The sequence below is a fragment of the Flavobacterium sp. CG_23.5 genome, assembly GCF_017875765.1.
Lineage (GTDB): Bacteria > Bacteroidota > Bacteroidia > Flavobacteriales > Flavobacteriaceae > Flavobacterium.
Genome location: NZ_JAGGNA010000001.1, coordinates 2,349,967 through 2,372,913, shown reverse-complemented (window position 1 = coordinate 2,372,913; position 22,947 = coordinate 2,349,967). Strand labels below are relative to the sequence as shown.

Genomic DNA, 22,947 nt, shown 5'->3' with positions numbered 1-22,947 from the left:
ACACAAGAAATCTAAGATTCACGATTTCAATTACAAACAATAAACCATGAGTAAAATAGCATTAATAACTGGTGCAACTAGCGGAATTGGCAGAGCAACAGCAAGAATATTAGCCAATAACAACTATAAAATCATTCTTTGCGGACGTCGTGAAGACCGACTAGCAGAACTGAAAAAAGAACTTTCGGAATTTACAGAAGTTCATACTTTATCATTTGACGTTCGAGACAAAAAAGCCGTTTTTGAAAGTATCAATTCTTTGCCTGAGGCTTTTTCGAAAATTGAAGTTTTAATTAATAATGCCGGAAATGCACACGGTTTAGATTCAATTCAAAATGGGGATTTAGACGATTGGGACGCGATGATTGACATCAATGTAAAAGGACTTTTATATGTTTCAAAAGCAATAATTCCGAAAATGATCGAACAAAAATCTGGACATATCATTAACATTGGCTCCATTGCCGGAAAAGAAGTTTATCCAAACGGAAACGTATATTGCGCCTCGAAACACGCCGTTGACGCCTTGAATCAAGCCATGCGAATGGATCTGAATCCTCATGGAATTAGGGTGGGGGCTATAAATCCAGGAATGGTGGAAACCGAATTTAGTGAAGTACGTTTCAAAGGTGATGCGGAGAGAGCTGCCAATGTTTACAAAGGAATCAAAGCGTTGCAACCAGAGGATATTGCTGACATCATCCATTTTGTAGTTTCCAGACCATATCACGTGAATATTGCTGATTTAATTGTATTTCCTACGGCACAAGCCTCGGCGGGGATTTTGAATCGCTCTTTAGATAATTAATCCCAATGATCAACAAACGTATTTTAATTAAGAACCTTCTCGCTCACAATGATGAGAGCAGTTTTTATGATAAAAAACGGCAGTTGAATTTGCATACGCGAGAGGGAAAAGCCAAGTTTTTGAAACACATCTGCGCCTTGTCAAATTCTAATCCTACGAACAATTCTTATATAGTTGTGGGGGTTGAAGATCATGACAATGCCATTGTGGGGGACGATTTTTTTGATGATAGCCGAATTCAGAATTTAGTGAATGCGTTTCTGGAAAATCCACCGAAAATTCAATATGAAAATGTGCCTTTCCCGAACTTGCCGAAAGACAAAGTCATTGGACTCGTAACGATAAAACCCAAAAGTAAAACCTCCTATTTCAAAAAAGGAATTCACACCATTACTGCCAACTCCGTTTTTATAAGGCGAGGCAGTAACACAATGCCCGTGGATGGTGAAGTGGAAAAGAATTATCAGAACACCGAAACCGTAATTGGTATCGAAAACAATTCCAGAAACAGTATCGAATACACGCTTGATGGCGTAATTGATTTCATGAATTTCAGGCATAAAGATATGTCGCCAAAATATAAAGTATTCAAAGAATTATTTGTGATTTGCTGGGCTGGAATTGCTAAAAGATCTCGAGACAAAACCTATTTATCCCGTGTTGACATCGAACTGATAAACGAGCAAATTAAGCTTTTTTACTCTGCTCAAGATGTGGTTGAAATCATTTATGACGAAGATAGTTTCACGATTATTGAATATGTTCCATTAGGATTGAATGACAAAACAAGTTATTATCCTTTAGAGAAACAAACCATTCATTTTCATGACAATGGCTATTACAAAATTGATAGGGAAATGCTTTTTCAGCCACCGGAATTCAACAGAAAAATGTTGTTTCATATTTACAATACGAATCTTTCACTGCTAAACAAACTCCAAAAGGGATTTTCTTTATCTGAACGCGAACACAAAGATTTAGAGAATTTGCCTTCTACATTTATGATTTGCTACCTCAACGGTTTTGAAGATGCCAAACAAAAACTGATTGACGCCAAACCACTTTTGAAACCTTTCACGCCTATTTATTTATCTTTTAAAGAAGCATTACGGATTTTACGAAAAATGAAATACGATGTACAATAAATTCTTAACATCATTCTGATTTGGTTTTACCCAAATATAATTTTCAATATATAAAACACAAAACCAGCAAGAAGCAGCGATAAAGCAATAATTACATTCATTTTGAAAGTATTTTAAATTCGTTGTAAAACTACCTTGAAAAACAATACCAAACAATCACCTAAAACAGTGATTTTTTGTTTTTTTTAAAAAAAATAATTTGAGTTATAATTTACCCAAATTGTATTATGAAATTTAATTTTAGATTATGAAAAAAACACTGATTTTCTGCTATTTTTGTAAAACAATAAATTGATACAACATTAAATGAGAACACTCGTCATAGGCGATATACACGGTGGATTACATGCGCTACACCAAATTATGGAAAGAGCAAAAATCACTACTAAAGACACCTTAATTTTTTTGGGAGATTATGTAGATGGTTGGAGCCAATCCCCTCAAGTAATCGATTTTTTAATCGAATTAAACAAAACAAATAATTGTGTTTTCATCCGCGGAAATCATGATGAGTTGTTGCGCACCTGGCTCGATGAAAGCAGAGACAATCTATTATGGTATAAACATGGCGGTGAAGCCACGGTTTTGGCGTACGCCGATGTAAGTGTAGCGACCAAACAAAAACATATTGAATTTCTACATGCATTGGAAGATTATTATCTGGACGAAGAAAACCGTTTGTTTATTCATGCTGGTTTTACCAACATGAACGGGATTGACTTTGAATATTTTCCAAAACTTTTTTATTGGGACAGAACATTATGGGAAACGGCTTTGGCATTGGACAAAAACATAAAAATAGGCGATTTAATGTATCCAAAACGCTTGACGCTTTACAAAGAAATCTATATAGGCCATACACCAGTATCCAGAATTGGAGAAACTATTCCGGTTCAAATGGCTTGTGTTTGGAATATTGATACTGGTGCCGCCTTTAAAGGTCCATTAACTATTATGGATGTTGACACAAAAGAATTTTGGCAAAGTGAACCATTACCGGCTTTATACCCGTATGAAAAAGGTAGGAATTAGTTTATTTAAACTATTTTTGTATAAAATTATAAAAATTTAAGAGTATGAAAAAGAGTATTACATTGTTATTATTATTGTTAGCTGGTTTCGTAAATGCACAAGCTTACAAAGGAAAAGGAGACGTAAAATTTAACGTTGGGGCAAATATTCAAAACGGTGGATCTGGAATTGGTATTTCTTCAGATTTTGGCCTTGGAGAAAATATGTCATACGGTTTTGCTGCTTCTTATCTATTATCTGCTAGCTCAGATGATTTAGGAAACAAACCGGATTTTGGAGATAGAATTGATGCAAAATTTAGATTCAATGCTAATTTAGGAAATGTTCTTAAATTAGATCCTAAAATGGATGTTTATCCAGGACTTGACCTAGGTTTAAGAAATTTTGGAGCGCATTTAGGCTTCCGTTATTTCTTTACTGAAGGTTTTGGAATTTTTACTGAAGCTGGAGTTCCAATAGCTAGTTATAAAACGAACCCAATAGGTTTTGATAAATTAAACAACCAGTTTGTGTTTAATATTGGTGCTTCTTTCAATTTATAATATTTGTTAGAACACGAAATTCACAAGAATTTTTAAAATAAAAAGAGGCAATTTGAAATATTCAAATTGCCTCTTTTAGTTAATGATTTTTAGTACTTAGAAACCAAACTGAATTCCTTGTGCAAACGCAATTTTGCCCTGTAATTGAGGGTATTCGCTTATCCTTTATTAATTAAATTATCAATAAAGACTTGCTTTAACAAATATTCTTTTCAAAACTCCATTTTTTTCAACTCCTTGAACAACTAATTTAAATTTTTTTTGAGTTTTATGAAACACTTTACAATGAATAAGTTTAATATGTCCTAAATAAAAATCGTCTTTAAATACTTTAACTGCATTTTTATCAAAGGGATTTTCAGGCTCTAACTGATAATTTAAAACATCTCCTATTGAAATTTTATAAGAAGGAATTTTAGCTTCACTTAATCCTGTTATTTCCGTAACAAATGACAAATCGTCTTTTGGATTGAAATCAGCTAAAAATTCAAAACTATCTGTAGGCAGTAAACCTTGTGTAAAAGCCAGCATATAGTATTTGTCTTCTTTCTTTTTTAAATCGATACCCCAAAAATCATAAAAATCTTTTAAATCAGGTCTCTCACTTCTCATTAAACGTTGTCCAAAAATTTCTATTACATTTTCAGAATAGATTATATTTGTCTCAGGAAACCCTTCATAATGTATAAATCCCAATTCTTGTGCTTTGACTAAACCTTCTTTATTATATTGAAAGCGAATTCCTTCTGAGGTACTTTTTTTAATTGTACCAACAGATATCCGACTACCGCCTTTACCTGGTCTCCAGATAAGGTGTATGTTTCCTATCGCTTTCATAAAAGTTTAATTAAATTTTTGATGCGCAAAGTTATCAATTTAAACATCAATTGCTTTCTAGTTTCCGATAATTTAAAGTTAACTAAATTTCCAGGAAGATTTATATCAATATTGTCTATGAGTTCTTGTAACAATTCAGGCTTATATCTTTCTTGAACTCTTAAAATATAATTTCTAGTTTCATTTGGATACTTTTGTAATAAAAGTGATACTAACTCTAAATGTTTTCTTTTTGCTAAACCATCTTCCCAGTGAATTTCAGATTCCCCTCTATTAATGTAAGCATTTAGCATTTGAGAATCATTTAACATCTTTATAACTCTTTCATCCGTATGTTCCCTTCCTAAACAACAACCGCTATCGTAAATTGGAGCAAACTTATGTAATCTCTCAATTTTGACGTTAAAATTATTGTCGCTGATTACTCGTTCAAATTCTTCGTTTTCGTCAGTGAAAAATCTCCGAGATAATCTTCTAATTTTTCTAAATAAACTGCGTTCTTGTGGTTTATATGAAATGTCGTTTTCTACTTTTTTTTCTACGAATATTTTATGTTTCGTTATGATCCCCCAATTTTCTTGATGTCGATCTGAATTTCCAATTATGCTGTCGAAAACAATAATCTCGACAATGTTTTTAATATAATCATCTAAAGAAAACCGTTTCAAAGCATTGCAAATAAATTGAAAAGTATAATCTTTTTTATCTGTGTCAGGATCGTATTGTGCATTAAACCCTGTTAAGTACGTTTTCCCCTCTGTCAATTTATTGTTCGAGCTTAAAACCATTGATTTTGAAAGGCAACCAATCTTTTGTCTATGATTTTTATTAAATGCTATATTATAATCCAACATTGGGAAACCCAAAAATTGGCCAATTTTAGACGAAGCAATTTCAGACCAAAATTCAGTAGGATATCTAATTTCTCCACTTGGTGTTTCTTTAGATCCTTTAAAAAAGTATTCATCATTTGTCTCTGGTTCTAGAGTAATATATTTACTTCTTGTTCCACCAGTGCTATAAAATTCATTTTTATGCCAGTTGGAAATATTTGTAAATGTTGCTTGAAATTGATTCATTAGATAAATTTAGTAATAAAAAAACGCTTAATCTAATATAGAAAAAGCGTTTGATATAATCATTCTTTTTATTTTGTTACTTAGAACCCAAATTGAATTCCTTGCGCCAATGGCAACGATGTCCCATAGTTAATCGTATTGGTTTGACGACGCATATACACTTTCCATGCATCAGAACCTGATTCTCTACCTCCTCCTGTTTCTTTTTCACCACCAAAAGCACCACCGATTTCCGCGCCGGAAGTTCCGATGTTTACATTAGCAATACCACAATCAGAACCTACAGCAGATAAGAAATATTCTGCTTCTCTTAAATTGTTAGTCATAATCGCTGAGGACAATCCTTGAGCCACTCCGTTTTGAACATCAACAGCATTTTCTATAGTACCCGAATATTTTATTAAGTATAAAACAGGAGCAAAAGTTTCGTGTTGCACGATTTCGAATGAGTTGTCTGCTTCTGCAATCGCAGGTTTCACATAACATCCGCTTTCGTAACCTTCACCAGAAAATACGCCACCTTCAACAAGGATTTTTCCACCTTCTGCAACTACTTTAGTCAAAGCTTTATTGTACATTTCAACTGCATGTGTATCGATTAGCGGTCCAACGTGATTTTTTTCGTCCAATGGATTTCCGATATTCAATTGTTTGTAAGCGGCAACTACTGCATCTTTTACTTTATCGTAAACACTTTCGTGAATAATTAAACGACGAGTTGAAGTACAACGTTGTCCTGCAGTTCCTACTGCTCCAAAAACAGCGCCGATAACGGTCATTTTAATATCAGCATCCGGTGTTACAATAATCGCATTGTTTCCGCCTAATTCCAATAATGATCTTCCTAAACGACCCGCCACCGTTTGCGCAACGATTTTCCCCATATGAGTCGAACCTGTAGCAGAAATCAACGGCACGCGTTTATCATTAGTCATCATCTCTCCCACTTTATAATCTCCGTTTATCAAGCAAGAAATCCCTTCTGGCAGGTTATTTTCTTTGATTACTTCAGCAATTATATTTTGACAGGCAATTCCACAAAGTGGTGTTTTTTCTGAAGGTTTCCAAACACAAACATCACCACAAATCCATGCTAAAGCGGTATTCCAAGCCCAAACCGCCACTGGAAAGTTAAACGCTGAGATAATCCCAACAACTCCCAAGGAGTGATACTGCTCGTACATTCTGTGTTGTGGACGTTCAGAATGCATGGTTAACCCGTGCAACTGACGAGAAAGACCGACTGCAAAATCGCAGATATCAATCATTTCCTGAACTTCTCCGTATCCTTCTTGTAATGATTTCCCCATTTCATAGGAAACCAATTTACCCAAAGCTTCTTTGTTTTTACGTAATTTTTCTCCAAACTGACGCACGATTTCACCACGTTGTGGTGCTGGCATCAATCTGAATGTTTTAAAAGCTTCGGTTGCGGTTTGCATTACTTTTTCGTAATCGGCAGCGGTACTTGTTTTTACTGATGCGATTAATTGTCCGTCAACTGGCGAATGACTTTCAAGAATTTCTCCGTTTGAAAAATGGTTTACACCTGTTGAAGTTCCTTCGTTTATGGCTTTTACACCCAATTGCGCCAATGCTTCTTTCATTCCAAATTGATCTGCTATTGTTATCATTGTAACTTTTTTAATTAAAATTGTTATATTTTTTTGTAAAGATATTATTTCAAGTTGAATTTCTAACGAATTAAATTATTAAAATCGAAGTAAATTTAGACGAATTTAATCAGTTGGTATCGATTCTACAAAATAAATGCTCCAAGTCCAAAAGAAGAAACTAATTTTATGCTCTGAAAATTAATTCAAAATTTAAAACTATGACATTATTTAATCGGCTCTGGATTTGTTTGTTTTTAATTTCAATAAGTATAACTGCACAAAAAGAACAAAAATCAGCATTTCAGGTAATTCCTTTGGGTGTAAAAGGAGGTACTGACGAAAAAAATCTTTCGGCTTACTTGCTTGCGCCGTCAAATACCAACGATTTTATTTGCCTTGATGCTGGGACAATATATTCCGGAATTGAAAAAGCGATTGAAAATAAAGTTTTCAAACTCTCTGCAACTGAAGTTTTAAAAAAATACATCAAAGGCTATTTTATTTCACATGCGCATTTAGACCATGTCTCTGGTTTAATTATTAATTCGCCTACAGATTCATCAAAAACAGTTTACGCCATCAAGAGCTGCATGGAAATGATGGACAAACATTATTTTAATGGACAAACTTGGGCAAATTTTGGAGATGAAGGAACTGGATTCCAAATAAAAAAATACCATTTTCAAACATTAAATACAGGAAAAGAAACGTTGATTACAAATACAACAATGACCGTAAAAGCGTTTGCGCTAAGTCATGGAAGTCCTTATGAAAGTACCGCTTTTCTAATAAAAAATGGAGATGCCTATGCTTTGTATTTAGGCGACACCGGACCCGATTTTGTTGAAAAAAGTAACAAATTGAGTTTGCTTTGGACCGAAATTGCGCCTTTAATTAAAAACAAACAATTAAAAGGAATTTTCATTGAGGTTTCGTTTCCTAACGAGCAACCCGATTCTCTGTTGTATGGCCACTTAACGCCTAATTATCTTTTAAAAGAACTTCATACTTTAAGTGCGCTTAATGGAAAAGATGCTTTAAAAGATTTTAAAATAATTGTTACACATTTAAAACCGCCAGTTGAAAATATGTTGAAAATTAAAGCGCAGTTAAAAAAGCAGAATGATTTGGGCCTGAAACTTATTTTTCCTGAACAAGGCAAACGATTTGAATTGTAGATTATGTTTTGTTAATATACCTTCCATTTTCCAATTTAAATTATACTTTAAACTCGTTTTTTACCTACTTGAAAAGCATATTCAAACATGAAATCTATTTCTTTTTTAAAATGTGTTCCAATATTTATTTTAAAAAAAAATATCATTTATATCAACCAACCCTAGCCCCGGTAGTAGCGGTATCCTTTTGTGGTCTCGTTCTTTAACGAGACCAAAAAAGATATAGCGAATGACGGGAAATTGCTCCTGAATATTATTTTTTGGCTATGAATGTTGGGTCAGCCTCCATTACGGTTCCGCAATTCTCGCAGGTTCTCAACTTTTCTGAATTGTAAAAATGCTCAAAATGAGGCAAAAAATCATTTTCGATGTTGTGAAGCTCGAAATAAACTTCATACAATTTATGATTGCAGCTATCGCAAAACCATAATAAACCGTCCTTATAGCCTAGTCCAGCGCGTTTACGTTCGATTACTAATCCTATAGAACCTTCGGAACGCACTGGTGAGTGGGGTGTTTTGGCCGGATGAAGGTACATATCGCCTGCATGAAGTTCCATTTCTTTTCGCTCGCCGTTATCTTGAACGATTACTTTTATCGAACCTTCGAGTTGGTAAAACAATTCTTCGGTTTCGTTGTAATGATAATCTTTCCGAGCATTGGGACCAGCGACAATCATGACGATATAATCCCCCGATTCAGTATATAGATTTTTATTTCCTACCGGCGGTTTTAGAAGATGACGGTTTTCGTCTATCCATTTATTGAGGTTGAAAGGTTTTGCTATTGCCATGTTTTCTAATTTTAGTGTAAAGTTATGAAATAAAAAAATAGGTAGAGAGGCACTAGTTAGAGATGCACTGCAGTGCATCTCTACAAGATCATTTTTTTTCTTTGATCAAATAAATATAGACTGGAAAATGGTCGCTGAAGCCAATTTCTGTCGGCGAGTGTCTCAAAGGATATCCTTTGTATTGTCCACTGGTTTGTATCAAAAAAGCTTTGTTATAAATCCCGGCTTTCCAATAGGAAAAAGAAGTTTTACTAGTTGCCAATAAAGATTCGGAAACCATTATTTGATCGAAAATATCCCATGCGTCGCGAAAAGCGATAGTTCCCATTCCGTTTTTGGCCATTTCTTCAAATGGATTGTAAATACCGAGTGGCTGGACATCTGCTTTTTTGGCTTTGGCACCAAGCGCAATTTTAACGCTCCTATTATATGGACCATCATTCAAATCGCCAAGGGTTATGACTTTTGCATTTGGGTTTATTCTTTGCAAGGAATCGATTATTTTTCTATTTAATGCTCCCGCCGCTTCTCTAAAAGGACTGGTTTTTTTCTCACCGCCAGAACGGGATGGCCAGTGATTTACAATGATATTAATTTCTTCTCCATCGAGAAAACCAGTTACCAGAAGCTGATCTCTGGTGTAAATACGATGATTTTGATTGCTTACTTGCAAAACATCATCGGTCTTTTCTTCCGATTCTGTTTTTAAAACTTCCTTCGTTTTTGAGTCATTCTTATAAACAAACAAAGGAATATTTGAAAAACTGGTGGGTTGAAACTGCTTTTTTTGATACAACAAGGCGACGTCAATTCCTCTTTTGTCAGGAGAATCAAAATGAATAATTCCATAGTCTTTATTAATCAGTTTGGGTTGTTTGATTAAATCTTCCAAAACTCCTCTGTTTTCAATTTCGGAACCGCCTATGAATGTGGGAGAATCTGAATTTTCCCCTGACCCAATTTCAGATAAAACTCTTGCTAAGTTGGCAAGTTTATGATGATATTTTGTAGAATTCCAGCGTTGCGCTCCTGTTGGCGTCCATTCATCATCATTGGTAACTGGGTCATTTATAGTGTCGAAGCAATTTTCGAAATTATAAAAAGCCACCGTATGAATGATATAATTTTTCTGTTGTGCCGATGAAGTTGCATTGGAGAAAAATAAAATAAACAGGAGAATCAAAGGAGTTATTCTCATAAATTTTTTAAATTATACAATTAAATTGACTTGTTCGCTATTTGTAAAAATACTCCATTTAAATATGGAACTCTACATTATTTTCAAAAAACCTATCTTTGTGTTCGTTTATACTGACGCTTACTTCTTAGAATTTGATATATTTATAAAAAAAACAAAAATGCATTCGAATCGATCCACTTTTATAAACATCCATTTTGTTTTATATAAATTCCTATTTCTTATTTTTGTTTTACAATCCTTCAACTGCAAAGCCGAAACACCGATGATTACACCACCTATTTTACAAAAAGGAGATACAATAGCCATTTTGGCAACAGCCAGAAAAAATATAGACGATAACCTCAAACCTGCGATAGATTTAATGCACAGTTGGGGTCTTGAAGTCGTTATTGGCAGTACAATTGGTTTAGATGACAATCAATTAGCCGGCACCGATGAACAACGTGCAGCCGATTTTCAGAAACAATTAGACAATCCAAACATCAAAGCGATTTGGTGTGTAAAAGGCGGATATGGCACGGTGCGAATGATTGATTTATTGGATTTTACCAAGTTTAAACAAAATCCAAAATGGATTATAGGTTTTAGCGATGTTACCGTTTTGCACAATCATTTGAATACTTTAGGTTTCAAATCCATCCACGGTATTATGCCAATAAGCATTCCCAGAGCAACAAAAGAAGCTATAGAATCGTTACGCATTGCAATGTTTGGGCGACCTCTTGCTTATAAAGTGCCCCCATTTGCAATGAATAAATTGGGGACTGCGACGGGTCAATTAGTTGGCGGAAATTTATCCATTTTATACAGTTTATTTGGTTCTAAATCAGCTATTGATTGCACGGATAAAATTTTATTCATCGAAGATTTAGACGAATATTTATATCATATCGACCGCATGATGATGAACTTGAAACGCAATGGCTGTCTGGAAAGCATAAAAGGAATTGTGGTGGGTTCCATGACAAAAATGAAAGACAATGATATCCCATGGGGGAAAAATGCCATTGAAATTATTGATGATGTCACAAAAAAATACAACATTCCCGTTTTGTATAATTTTCCTGCAGGTCATATTCAAGACAATAGAGCTTTGGTTCTAGGAAGTAAAGTGACGATTGATGTAAATGATAAATTGAGTACTGTTACTTTTGAATAAGAAATCCCTTTTCCCGAAAAAGTAGAGAATAGACTGAAGTAGTTGGAGAATGTATATTGAAAACTGAATACAATTTTTTTGATTTTCGATTGTAGATTAACGATTTTTAATTTCAGAAGTTTGGAAACTGAGCACTATATATTGAACACTGAAATTGATTGCAGATTGAGGATCAGCGATTTTTGATTTCAGAAGTTTTTAAAACCGGATAGAAAACACTATTTTTAATCGAAAGTCTATTCAAACTGGATACTGCTCCCGAAGCTTCGGGATGAACACTTAAATTGATTGCAGATTGAGGATTAACGATTTTTGATTGCAGAAGTTTTGAAAATGAGCACTTTAAATTGAACACTGAAATTGATTGCAGATTGAGGATTAACGATTTTTGATTTCAGAAGTTTTTAAAACCGGATAGAAAACACTATTTTTAATCGAAAGTCTATTCAAACTGGATACTGCTCCCGAAGCTTCGGGATGAACACTGAACAATATTCTCATGGCAGAACACAACGAACTTGGAAAACTTGGGGAAGAAATGGCAGTCGAATTTCTTCGGAAAGACGGCTACACTATTCTGGAAACCAACTGGACTTTTCAAAAAGCGGAAATTGATATTATTGCCCAAAAAGAAAACACGCTTGCAGTTGTGGAAGTAAAAACCCGTTCTTCCTTAGAATTTGGATTGCCACAAGATTTTGTGAAACCAAAAAAAATTCAACTTCTTGTAAAAGCGGTAGATGCTTTTGTAAATGCAAAAGATTTAGACATTGAAGTTCGTTTTGACATTATCGCCATCCACAAAGAAGGCAAATCTTTTGTAATTGAGCACCTTATGGATGCTTTTTACCATTTTTAAATAAATTTTAATGTGTTATATTTGTAACAAATTGTTTTTTTATTATATTTGCAGTAGTTTTTAACACAACTATTTACTAACTACAACCTTTTACAACAAAAAACTAAAAACTTATAGCTATGAAAACTGTTTCTTCTATTGTAGAAAATTACATCAAAACCAAGCCTTTTTTATTGAATGCCTTATCGCTCGGAATTATTAATCTGACTTCACTATCGCGTAATATAATGACCGAATTGGAAAGTGAATTTGGCAAAGAAGTGAAGCAGGGCGCAGTTGTCATGGCATTAAAAAGATTAACCGAAGAATTAGATTTTCGACTAAATCATAAAATCAATAAAGTCATAAAAAACATTGGAGAAATTACCGTTCGCTCCGCGTTGACCGATTATACTTTTGCGGCGTCAGACACCGTTTTAAACAAACAAGCTGATTTAATTACTGATATTAATTCGTTTCCAGATATTTTTTATACCTCATCAAGAGGCGTTAATGAAACTAATATTGTGGTAAGCAACAGTGTAACCCATTTGGTTGATAAACACTTTGCATCCGAGAAATTAATTCAAAAACTAGACAATCTAGCTTCAATAACTGTAAAATTACCAAAAGAAAACATCGTTGTTCCAGGGATTTATTATTTCATTTTCCAGCGTTTGGCTTGGGAAGGAATTATTATCAATGAGGTGATTTCGACCTCAAATGAATTTACCATTTTGGTAAGTGAAGAACAAGTGGATGTGGCTTTTAAAGTGATTAAGGATTTGAAGAATTAGGAATCCTCCCCCTGCCCCCTCCGAAGGAGGGGAGACCAGGTGGAACTATATTTACTGTAATTAATTTACTAAAATTTAATTTCATTCTACTTCCCTCCCAACATCTCCATCAATTCCAAAGCTGTCCTCGTATTCTTCACATTGTCAAAAGTCAACAATAACCTTAAACCCGCTGGTGTTTGTTTTTCTTTCATTTTACAAATAGAACTGTGTTTTTGTACAAACTGCAACACGTCTTGAAAACGGTTCGACTGGTAATAATCCGATTGTTGGTCGGATATGAAATACCCAATCATTTTGCCTTGTTTCATCACCAATTTCTCGATTCCAATGCGAGTGGCAATCCATTTTATGCGAATACTATTCATTAACGCTTTGGCGCGTGGTGGCATAGGACCAAAACGGTCAATCAATTTATTTTGGAAAATAATGAGTTCTTCTTCATTTTTTACACCGCCCAATTCATTGTATAAACTCAATCGCTCGGAGACATTATTGATGTATTCGTCCGAAAACAACAACTCAAAATCGGTATCGATTTGAAGGTCTTTTACATATTCTTTGGTTTCCAAATTGTTTTCTTCAGGATATAAATCCTTGAATTCATTTTCCTTCAATTCATCAATAGCTTCGTTCAGAATTTTTTGGTACGTATCAAAACCTATCTCATTGATAAAACCACTTTGTTCACCACCTAATAAATCTCCTGCACCACGAATCTCTAAATCTTTCATCGCAATATTAAAACCGCTTCCCAATTCACTGAATTGTTCCAAGGCTTGAATTCGTTTTCTCGCATCATCAGTCATGGCAGAATAGGGTGGACAGATAAAATAGCAAAACGCTTTTTTATTACTACGCCCTACTCGACCTCGCATTTGATGCAAATCAGACAAACCAAAATTATTGGCATTATTGATAAAAATCGTATTGGCATTAGGAACGTCCAGTCCGCTTTCGATGATGGTGGTTGCCACCAAAACATCAAATTCACCGTTCATAAAAGCCAACATCAACTCTTCCAGTTTTCTGCCTTCCATTTGTCCGTGACCAATTCCCACTCTGGCATTGGGAACCAAACGCTGAATCATTCCGGCCACTTCTTTTATATTTTCGATTCTGTTATTGATGAAAAATACCTGCCCGTTACGCTGAATTTCATATGAAATCGCATCCCGAATCAACTCTTCACTGAAGCCCACCACATTGGTTTCGATAGGATAACGATTGGGCGGAGGCGTTGTAATTACTGATAAATCGCGTGCAGCCATCAACGAAAACTGCAAAGTTCTCGGGATTGGAGTTGCTGTTAAGGTCAGCGTATCTACATTGGCTGCAATGGTTTTAAGTTTGTCTTTTACGTTGACACCAAATTTTTGTTCCTCGTCCACAATCAGCAATCCTAAATCTTTGAAAACCACATTTTTATTGACCAATTGATGTGTTCCAATAACAATATCCAGTTTTCCTTCGGCTAATAATTTTAAGGTTTCCGCTTTTTGTTTGGCAGTTCTAAAACGGTTTAAATACCCCACAGAAACCGGCATATCTTTCAATCTTTCGGTGAAAGTACGGTAATGTTGGTAAGCCAAAATCGTTGTTGGTACTAAAATGGCCACTTGTTTACTGTTATCAACCGCTTTGAAAGCCGCACGAATAGCGACTTCGGTTTTACCAAAACCCACATCACCGCAAACTAAGCGATCCATTGGGCGGTCACTTTCCATATCGGCTTTTACTTCTGCCGTCGATTTAGTTTGGTCGGGCGTATCTTCGTATATAAACGAACTTTCCAATTCGTTTTGCAAATAGCTATCCGGCGCAAACTTGAATCCTTTATCCAATCTTCTTTTGGCATACAGCTGAATCAGGTTGAAGGCAACATGTTTAACGCGTGCCTTGGTTTTTTGTTTTAAAATCTTCCAAGCATTCGAACCCAGCTTGTAAATCTTGGGTGGCGCACCGTCTTTTCCGTTGTACTTTGAAATTTTATGCAGCGAGTGAATGCTCACATACACAATATCATTATCGGCATACACGAGCTTTATGGCTTCTTGAGTCTTGTTTTCGACTTGTATTTTTTGCAATCCGCCAAATCGTCCAATCCCGTGGTCAATATGTGTTACATAATCGCCAACGGATAAAGTTGTAAGTTCCTTTAAAGTAATATTTTGCTTTTTCGAATAGCCGCTTTTAATGTTGAATTTATGGTAGCGCTCAAAAATTTGATGGTCGGTGTAACAAGTGATTTGGTTTTCTTCGTCGATAAATCCTTGGTACAAAGGCAAAACGATTGTGTTGTATTGCTTTCGGATATTCTCCGCATTCGCTTCATCCAAGGTTTTTCCCCCTTTTTTAATTGTTTTTAAATGGTGGTCAAGAACCGTCTCACTAGTATTTCCCTTCGAATTAAAATCTTCACTTAAGACGGTTTCGAAAATATCATGAAACCGCTTCGCCTGAGCTTCATTTGAACAAAACAAATAGTTTTTATATCCGTTAAAATGATTCTCGTTCAAGTTATTCAACAACAAATCAAATTGCTTATTGAATGACGGTTGCGGCTTAATGTGATACTCGAATTTTTTAGTGGTTCTAAAAATGGGTTTCGAATTCAATTCCACAATCGAAAAGTCCAACGCTCTTTTTATAAAACTCGCTTGATTCAAGAATAATTGTTCGGGAGTGGAATGTTTTATGTCTTTTGACAATTTTTCAAAAGCTTCTTCTGCTTTGGCAAATTGTTTGTCTAATTGTGATAAAAAATATTCCGTGTTTTGAATAAAAATAACCGTTTTCTCCGAAATATAATCCAAGAAGCTTTCTCTGTTTTCCTGAAAAAATTTATTCTCGACATTCGGGATTATTGTAATTTTTTTTTGTTTTTCCAATGACAATTGCGTCGCAACATCAAAGCTGCGAATGCTTTCCACTTCGTCTCCAAAAAATTCTATACGGTACGGATTATCATTCGAAAAAGAAAACACATCGACTATTCCTCCACGCACCGAGAATTCTCCTGGTTCTGTTATGAAATCAACCCTTTTGAATTCATATTCGAATAAAACTTCGTTGATAAAATCGATAGATATTTTGTCGCCTACATTTACTTTCAGCGTGTTATTGTCTAATTCTCTTCTGGTTACCACTTTTTCAAAAATGGCTTCGGGATAAGTGACAATAATGGCCGGTTTTTTGCGGGAATTAATTCTGTTGAGGACTTCGGCGCGAAGCAGAACATTAGCGTTATCAGTTTCTTCAATTTGGTAGGGACGACGATACGAACCTGGATAAAACAACACATCCTGGTCGCCAATCATTTGTTCCAAGTCATTCAAATAGTAAGCTGCCTCTTCTTTATTGTCTAAAATAATTAAAAAAGGCTGCTCTGCTTTTTTAAAAACAGCTCGGATAACAAATGAAAGTGCAGATCCTAACAATCCATTAAGATGTATTTTCACCTGATTATTTTCGTGCAACCGGGCAACAATTTGCTCTGTTTTAGGCGAATTATCGTAACTGTTGTATAAGGCTTTTTTACTCAACTTGAGGGGTATTTGGGTCGACTGGCGTGTTTGGAATTGCTCTCGAGGCATCCATCATTTTCTTTAATTCAGATTCTCCTTCTTCGACAGGAATTTTACTTTTTTCCACAATTTTGTCCATTTGTCTTTGCAAGGACACCAATTCTAAATTAATTTCTGAAACCAAAATAGTCACTTTTTTATCAGGGATATTATCCAAGTTAATGAATAAATCCAGCATTTGAACTTTTGTGATTAAAGTGGATACTCTGCTTTTTATTTGTGGTTGGTTGAATTGACTCGGAATGTTGTCATTTAAAGCCATTACTTTTTTAGTCAATGCTTTTGATTTTTTTTGAAAAGCTCCTAAGGTTTTTTTAGGTTTAATAGCTAATTCAGCTAGAAAAATTCTCCATTCGTTCCAAGTTGATATCGATGCCTCTGAAGTTGCATTAATAGGTGTGTCGTAAAAAACCCAGCCTTTGTTGATATTTGAAAAAATAACTTCGTTTTTCTTAGCTTGTTTTTGATTTTCTGCCAGTCGTTTTTGATTATCATTTTTGCATGAAGAAAGAATGATAATCAGAAAAAAGAGGCATGATAATTTATATTTCATAGTTGAATATATTAAAGGACAAAGTTACAAAGTAAATTTATAATAACGAATTACAGTTCAGGAATAACAATCTAATGTCTTAGAAGTGCTTTTATGTATTAAAAAACATAAAAATTAAGAAATAAACCAACTTTATAAATGCTTTTTCAAGAAATTTCATACTTTTTTTTCAAAATAATAATATATACGAAAACGTTATATTTGCATTTCTAAAACAGACAAAATGAGTACTAAAATATTGATTATAGGCGCTTGCGGACAAATTGGAACGGAGCTTACCCATAAATTACGAAAGATATATGGAACTGAGAATGTAATTGCTTCCGATATTCGAAAACTGAACAATGACGTAGTGAATTCAGGCCCTTTTGAAGTAGTAAATGCATTGGATTTCAATCAAATTGAGCATCTTGTCGAAGTGCATCAAATTGATGAAATTTATTTAATGGCTGCCTTATTATCTGCAACAGCGGAGAAAAACCCAGCATTTGCTTGGGATTTGAATATGAATTCGTTGTTTCACGTTTTGAATTTGGCTAAAGCCAAAAAAATAAAAAAAATATTCTGGCCATCAAGTATTGCTGTTTTTGGTCCTACAACACCTAAAGAAAATACCCCTCAATATACAATCATGGAACCTTCTACGGTTTACGGAATCAGTAAACAATCTGGTGAAAGATGGTGTGAATACTACCATAACATTTTTGGAGTTGATGTGCGTAGCGTGCGTTATCCGGGATTAATTAGCTGGTCGTCCCCTCCGGGCGGTGGAACCACTGATTATGCTGTAGATATTTATCACAAAGCTTTAAGCGATGGAAAATACGAATGTTTTTTATCCTCTGAAACTAAGATGCCAATGATGTACATGGATGATGCCATTGCCGCAACAATACAAATTATGCAAGCACCAGCCGAACAAATAAAAATTCGTTCTGCTTATAACCTGGCCGCAATGAGTTTTACCCCAACTGAAATTGCCGCTGAGATTAAAAAACACATTCCAGAATTTACTATTTCTTACGAACCAGACTTCCGTCAAAAAATAGCCGACAGTTGGCCAGCAAGTATCGATGACGCCGAAGCCAGAAAAGATTGGAAATGGAAACACGAGTTTGATTTAGAATCAATGACAAAAGATATGCTGGAACATTTGAAATAATTTTTTGTCTATTCTTTTAGGTGATTAAAGCCGACAGACATTGAAATAAAAAATGTCTAATTGTACAAACCCAGGAATCCAACCTGTTTTTACAATTAGACATTTTTACGTTAGTGGATATTATGGTACAATTCTGTTAAATAAATAAAAACCATATTGTTATAAAAATTCTTACTTTTGATTAGCTATAATTTTAATCGGAATAATAGCAATAAACAAACCGCTGTTTTAATCTTAACTTCTTCGAATATGAAAAAAATTATTCTATTACAATTCGTTTTTATCTTTACTTTAATTGGTTGCAACCAAAATAAAAAAAGTGCTGCCTCAGGCGATACTGTTTTTGAAAAACTTTCCGAAGACTACCTGAATGGATATTTAGCCTGGCGTCCACAAATGGGAGTGGCTCTGGGACTTCATGAATATGACGGGAAAATTACTGATTTCAGCAAAGCTTCATTAGATAAGGAAGTAGCAAGACTAAAAGAGTTTGATAAGAATCTTTCGCAAATAGATTCCGCTTCTTTAAGTAAAAAAAATTATTACGATTGGAAAATGATGCGTTCCAACATAAAAAACGAGTTGTTTTCTTTTGAAGATTTGAAAATATACACTAAAAATCCCATGACCTACGCCGGATTAATCGATGTGAATATTTATATCAAAAGAAATTTTGCCCCAATAGAACAGCAGATCAAATCCATCATTGCTATTGAGAATGAAGCACCAAAGATTTACGAAGCAGCAAAGGTAAATCTACAGGATTCATTGGCATTACCACACATTCAGTTGGCAATTGAAATTGCAAAAGGCTCCGCTTCTTTCCTTGGAACCGATCTTTTAATTGCATTGAAAGACGTTAAAAATGATACCTTAATGAAGGCTTTCAATAGTGCCAATAAAAAAGCCATAGATGCCATAAACGATTATGCTTCGTTTTTGGAAAAAGAAAAATTAGCCAAGGCAAACAATAAATATGCGATTGGCAAAGCTAATTACCAAAAAATGCTGTTGTATGGCGAAGGAATCACCATGTCAGCAGATGATATTTTAGCTGTTGGAATGAAAGAATTAAAGAAAGAGCAAGAATCGTTTAATGCGGCTGCAAAAATCATCAATCCAAACAAAAAACCCCTTGATGTATATAACGAAATGCAAAAGGAACATCCTACAGCAGCAAGTTTAATACCAGATGCGAGAAAAAATTTGGAATCAATTCGCCAGTTTTTGATTGACAAGAAAATCGTTACCATGCCTTCTGAAGTGCGCGTAATGGTGAAAGAAACGCCAACTTATGCGCGTTCAACCAGTACGGCATCGATGGATACTCCTGGTCCTTTTGAAACAAAAGCTACGGAAGCTTATTACTATATAACACCGGTCGATCCAAAATGGACCCCAAAACAACAAGAAGATTGGTTGGCACAATTCAATTTTTACACGACGGATGTGGTTTCAATTCATGAAGCTTATCCGGGGCATTACACGCAATTTTTACATTTAAATGCTTCGGATGCCTCCAAGATTCAGAAGATTTTTGGAAGCTACGCTTTCATTGAAGGTTGGGCGCATTATACTGAAAAAATGATGCTAGATGCCGGTTTTGGCAACACAGGTGATCCAATTAAGGCGGCAAAATATCGTTTAGCCCAATCTGGAGATGCATTGTTGCGCATTTGCCGTTTGTGCGTCTCGATTAACACGCATTGTCACGGAATGAATGTTGATGACGCCACCAAATTTTTCATGAACAACTGGTATCAAGGCGACAAACCATCTCGACAAGAAGCGTTGCGTGGAACCTACGACCCCGGTTATTTATTCTATACTTTGGGTAAATTACAAATCCTGAAATTACGCGAAGATTACAAAAAACAAGAAGGCGACAAGTATAGCTTACAAAAATTTAACGATGCGATGATGGATAACGGTATGCCACCAATTCAAATTATGAGGGAAGTATTGTTGAAAGACAAAAAAACATGGAGTAAAATTTTATAAAATGTTTGCATGGCCAATTTCACTAATTTAGTATGAATCAATAATTTACTTTTACTGGAATTTACTTTTGGAATGTCAATCTATTACCAAATTTGGCTAAAGCCACAATCACAATCTTAACCCAAAAAATGAAATTAGCATTCTATAAAGGCTATCTTTAAAAAAAATAAAATTATTATGTCAGAAAAAAATAAAAAACAGTTTGGTGTTTGGATGGATTCTAATCATGCAACCATTGTAGGAAGAGAAAATGTTGATAACGGGGATTTCGTAGTCTTAGGTCATGTAAAAACCGAAGATCCAGGTCATAATTCAAGTGAAAAAACAGCGAACAATCAAGAAATTGGCTTAACGCAAAAATTTTTCAAGGACATTGCCAGCAAAATGCCAAACGTGGATGAAATTCATCTAACTGGAACAGGCCAAGTTCAAGAACAATTCACAAAGTTTCTTTCTGAAACTGCTCAATATAAAAATGCAGTATCGACAGATAGCACTTCTAATAAAATGAGTGATGAAAACCTGATTACTTATATTAAGAATTATTTCGAATAGTTAAATCAGAACATTGAATATAAAAACCCCCGAAAACTCTTGTTTTCGGGGGTTTTTTGTTTGAAATCTGAGATGTGAAAATTAAAAGATTCACTTCGTTTTTTAGAATCAGACTTTTTTAATCTTAACGAAATATTACTTAATCTCGTATGTATTATTAGCTGATTTGACATCTGCCATTAAACCACTTGGATCTATGGCGATTTTCTTTATGGAAGTTCTAGGCTTTGAAATAGCAAACTCATACTTAGGATGTGCCCAAGTCCAATCCTTTAAAACTGTTCTTTTTATAGCTGGATTTGGATTCTCTTTTTCAAAACTCATCATGCGCAACGGGATGTAAAAACTTTCTGTACTTCCATCTGTATATTCGACCGTCAAATCAATTGGCATTGGCATTCTACCAATTCTTTCCAAAGTAACTAGCGTTTGGTCTTTATTTTCTTTTACGTCTTTAATTCCGTAATCAATTGTATTAGTAGTTTCAGCCCAATCCACCAAATACCAATCTAAATTTGCGCCAGAAACTCTTTCAGCAGTTCTTTTGATATCATTTGGAGTCGGGTGCTTAAACTTGAAATCATGAAAATATCTTTTGATGGTTTCCGCTAATTTATCCTTACCAATCACGTAATTTAATTGCGACAAAAAGAGACTTCCTTTTACGTATGAAGAAATACTGTACGGCCTATTTTCATCATAACGATCTCCATGAGTGGTTTGCGGTTGTTCCTTGCCTGATTCAACCAATTTATAGTACGCGTTATAATTCCCTTGGAAAGGGTTTTCCACTTTTTTAGTGCCTAATTCATTAAGCGCCCAATCTTCAACATAAGTTGTAAACCCTTCATCCATCCAAGGATGTTTTGACTCATTTGAAGCCAAGATATGTTGAAACCAAGAATGTCCCAACTCATGCGTAGCAGTACCTAAAATTCCTTCTAAAGTTCCGTTTCCTAACATCAAAGTACACATGGCATATTCCATTCCACCATCACCACCTTGAATAAAAGAGTATTGTTTATAAGGGTAATTTCCAATTTTCTTATTGTAAAAATCCATCACATTAACCATTAAAGGTTCTAGCTTTTTCCAATTTTCTACTGTCTTTGGATTGTTTTTATACAAGAAATGCAAATCAACATTATTTGGTCCTTTTACCACATCGTGCATATAATTTTTATCGGCAGCCCAAGCGAAATCATGTACCATAGGCGCTATAAAATGCCAAGTCAATGTTTTCATTTTCTTTGGCGTAGTCACGGTAACACCTGCATCTTGGTAACCGTGTCCTATTTCATTTTGGTTTTGCAAATAGCCTGAACCTCCAAGTGTGTACCCTTTATCAATGGTAATATTCACATCAAAATTCCCCCAAACACCGTGAAATTCTCTGGCGATATAAGGATCTGCATGCCAACCTTCGAAGTCAAATTCGGCCATTTTAGGATACCATTGTGACATTGATAATTCCACTCCTTCCACATTATTTCTTCCTGAACGACGAATTTGTACTGGAACCTGACCGTCAAAATTCAATGTGAAAGTGCTTTTTGAATTAGGTAATATTGGCTTTGCCAAAGTAACTTCAAGAATAGTCCCCACTTCTTTGGCAGTTGCATCAACACCATCTTGCTTGAAATTTGAAATTCGCAAATAGCCAATTTCATTTGGCTTCAAAGTTTTGATGCGGCTTTCTTTTACGTCTTTACCATCCACTTTCATTTTGTTGACCATTCTCGCGTCTGGATCTATAATCTTCTGAATTCTGGCGTCCATTTCACTTCCGGGTTGGAATGCATTTGGAAACAAATGATAAAACACTTTTTTCAAAGTATCATTAGAATTATTGGTGTAAACCAATTCCTGTTTTCCTTTGTATTGGTAGTTCTTAACATTCATGTTCACATCCATTTTGTAATCGACTTGTTGTTGCCAATAACCGGTGCTTTGGGCCGATGCAGCACAAAAATTAAGTGTGATAAAAGATAGTAAAAAGAGTTTTCTCATCATTTTTGTAATAAAAAATGGAAGAACATTGTGCCCTTCCATTGGATTAGTAAA

The 22,947-nt window shown here is 34.8% G+C and carries 19 protein-coding genes; 11 read left to right on the top strand and 8 right to left on the bottom strand.

Features of this window, described 5'->3' with window-relative positions; translation table 11 throughout:
* The first annotated feature begins 46 nt into the window (after window positions 1-46).
* From H4V97_RS10205 to H4V97_RS10190, 4 genes are all read left to right on the top strand, one after another.
* Entirely contained in the window at window positions 47-808 is a 762-nt protein-coding gene (locus H4V97_RS10205) for an SDR family NAD(P)-dependent oxidoreductase (RefSeq protein WP_196850371.1), read from the top strand.
* A gap of 5 nt (window positions 809-813) precedes the next feature.
* Complete coding sequence (locus tag H4V97_RS10200; RefSeq protein WP_196850372.1) at window positions 814-1,953, top strand: ATP-binding protein; 1,140 nt, start codon at window positions 814-816, stop codon at window positions 1,951-1,953.
* Between the two features lie 306 nt (window positions 1,954-2,259).
* Entirely contained in the window at window positions 2,260-2,985 is a 726-nt protein-coding gene (locus H4V97_RS10195; RefSeq protein WP_196850373.1) for a metallophosphoesterase, read from the top strand.
* A gap of 44 nt (window positions 2,986-3,029) precedes the next feature.
* Entirely contained in the window at window positions 3,030-3,527 is a 498-nt protein-coding gene (locus tag H4V97_RS10190; RefSeq protein WP_196850374.1) for a DUF6646 family protein, read from the top strand.
* A 180-nt stretch (window positions 3,528-3,707) separates the two neighbouring features.
* Here the strand turns inward: H4V97_RS10190 and H4V97_RS10185 are convergent, their stop codons facing one another.
* From H4V97_RS10185 to H4V97_RS10175, 3 genes are all read right to left on the bottom strand, one after another.
* A complete protein-coding gene (locus H4V97_RS10185; RefSeq protein ID WP_196850375.1) occupies window positions 3,708-4,364 on the bottom strand; it encodes an HIRAN domain-containing protein in 657 nt (218 codons plus the stop codon).
* Window positions 4,361-5,443, bottom strand: coding sequence for a hypothetical protein (locus H4V97_RS10180; RefSeq protein ID WP_196850376.1), 1,083 nt, complete (start codon window positions 5,441-5,443; stop codon window positions 4,361-4,363). The genes H4V97_RS10185 and H4V97_RS10180 overlap by 4 nt, the downstream gene beginning before the upstream one ends.
* Window positions 5,444-5,523: 80 nt before the next feature.
* A complete protein-coding gene (locus H4V97_RS10175; RefSeq protein ID WP_196850377.1) occupies window positions 5,524-7,077 on the bottom strand; it encodes an aldehyde dehydrogenase family protein in 1,554 nt (517 codons plus the stop codon).
* Between the two features lie 200 nt (window positions 7,078-7,277).
* Here H4V97_RS10175 and H4V97_RS10170 point away from each other — a divergent pair, with 200 nt between their 5' ends.
* A complete protein-coding gene (locus tag H4V97_RS10170; protein ID WP_196850378.1) occupies window positions 7,278-8,237 on the top strand; it encodes an MBL fold metallo-hydrolase in 960 nt (319 codons plus the stop codon).
* A 253-nt stretch (window positions 8,238-8,490) separates the two neighbouring features.
* Here the strand turns inward: H4V97_RS10170 and H4V97_RS10165 are convergent, their stop codons facing one another.
* Together H4V97_RS10165 and H4V97_RS10160 are read right to left on the bottom strand one after the other, a co-directional pair.
* Entirely contained in the window at window positions 8,491-9,030 is a 540-nt protein-coding gene (locus H4V97_RS10165) for a 3-hydroxyanthranilate 3,4-dioxygenase (protein ID WP_196850379.1), read from the bottom strand.
* Window positions 9,031-9,118: 88 nt separating this feature from the next.
* Window positions 9,119-10,228 carry an endonuclease/exonuclease/phosphatase family protein gene (locus H4V97_RS10160; protein WP_196850380.1) on the bottom strand — a complete coding sequence of 370 codons (1,110 nt, stop codon included), beginning with the start codon at window positions 10,226-10,228 and terminating at the stop codon, window positions 9,119-9,121.
* 265 nt (window positions 10,229-10,493) lie between these two features.
* Here H4V97_RS10160 and H4V97_RS10155 point away from each other — a divergent pair, with 265 nt between their 5' ends.
* From H4V97_RS10155 to H4V97_RS10145, 3 genes are all read left to right on the top strand, one after another.
* Window positions 10,494-11,390, top strand: a complete 897-nt coding sequence (locus H4V97_RS10155; protein WP_245345263.1) for an LD-carboxypeptidase — start codon at window positions 10,494-10,496, stop codon at window positions 11,388-11,390.
* A gap of 499 nt (window positions 11,391-11,889) precedes the next feature.
* Complete coding sequence (locus H4V97_RS10150) at window positions 11,890-12,249, top strand: YraN family protein (RefSeq protein WP_209549651.1); 360 nt, start codon at window positions 11,890-11,892, stop codon at window positions 12,247-12,249.
* Window positions 12,250-12,368: 119 nt separating this feature from the next.
* Entirely contained in the window at window positions 12,369-13,025 is a 657-nt protein-coding gene (locus tag H4V97_RS10145) for an aspartate kinase (protein ID WP_196850382.1), read from the top strand.
* 86 nt (window positions 13,026-13,111) lie between these two features.
* Here H4V97_RS10145 and mfd read toward each other — a convergent pair whose 3' ends face one another.
* On the bottom strand, window positions 13,112-16,570 hold the full coding sequence (gene mfd / locus H4V97_RS10140; protein ID WP_196850383.1) for a transcription-repair coupling factor: 3,459 nt from the start codon (window positions 16,568-16,570) through the stop codon (window positions 13,112-13,114).
* A complete protein-coding gene (locus H4V97_RS10135) occupies window positions 16,563-17,165 on the bottom strand; it encodes a hypothetical protein (protein WP_196850384.1) in 603 nt (200 codons plus the stop codon). Before H4V97_RS10135 ends, mfd begins: the two co-directional genes overlap by 8 nt.
* Window positions 17,166-17,388: 223 nt before the next feature.
* Between H4V97_RS10135 and H4V97_RS10130 the strand changes: the two genes are divergently transcribed.
* The 3 genes from H4V97_RS10130 (at window position 17,389) to H4V97_RS10120 (ending at window position 20,883) form a co-directional block, all read left to right on the top strand.
* The gene (locus H4V97_RS10130; protein ID WP_196850385.1) at window positions 17,389-18,327 is read left to right on the top strand and encodes an L-threonine 3-dehydrogenase; all 939 of its coding nucleotides are present in this window, start codon (window positions 17,389-17,391) and stop codon (window positions 18,325-18,327) included.
* A 249-nt stretch (window positions 18,328-18,576) separates the two neighbouring features.
* Window positions 18,577-20,328: a DUF885 domain-containing protein gene (locus H4V97_RS10125; protein ID WP_209549650.1), complete on the top strand. Its 1,752-nt coding sequence runs from the start codon at window positions 18,577-18,579 to the stop codon at window positions 20,326-20,328.
* Between the two features lie 177 nt (window positions 20,329-20,505).
* Window positions 20,506-20,883: a hypothetical protein gene (locus H4V97_RS10120; protein ID WP_209549649.1), complete on the top strand. Its 378-nt coding sequence runs from the start codon at window positions 20,506-20,508 to the stop codon at window positions 20,881-20,883.
* A gap of 135 nt (window positions 20,884-21,018) precedes the next feature.
* Here H4V97_RS10120 and H4V97_RS10115 read toward each other — a convergent pair whose 3' ends face one another.
* The gene (locus H4V97_RS10115; RefSeq protein WP_209550295.1) at window positions 21,019-22,893 is read right to left on the bottom strand and encodes a M1 family metallopeptidase; all 1,875 of its coding nucleotides are present in this window, start codon (window positions 22,891-22,893) and stop codon (window positions 21,019-21,021) included.
* Window positions 22,894-22,947 lie beyond the last annotated feature (54 nt).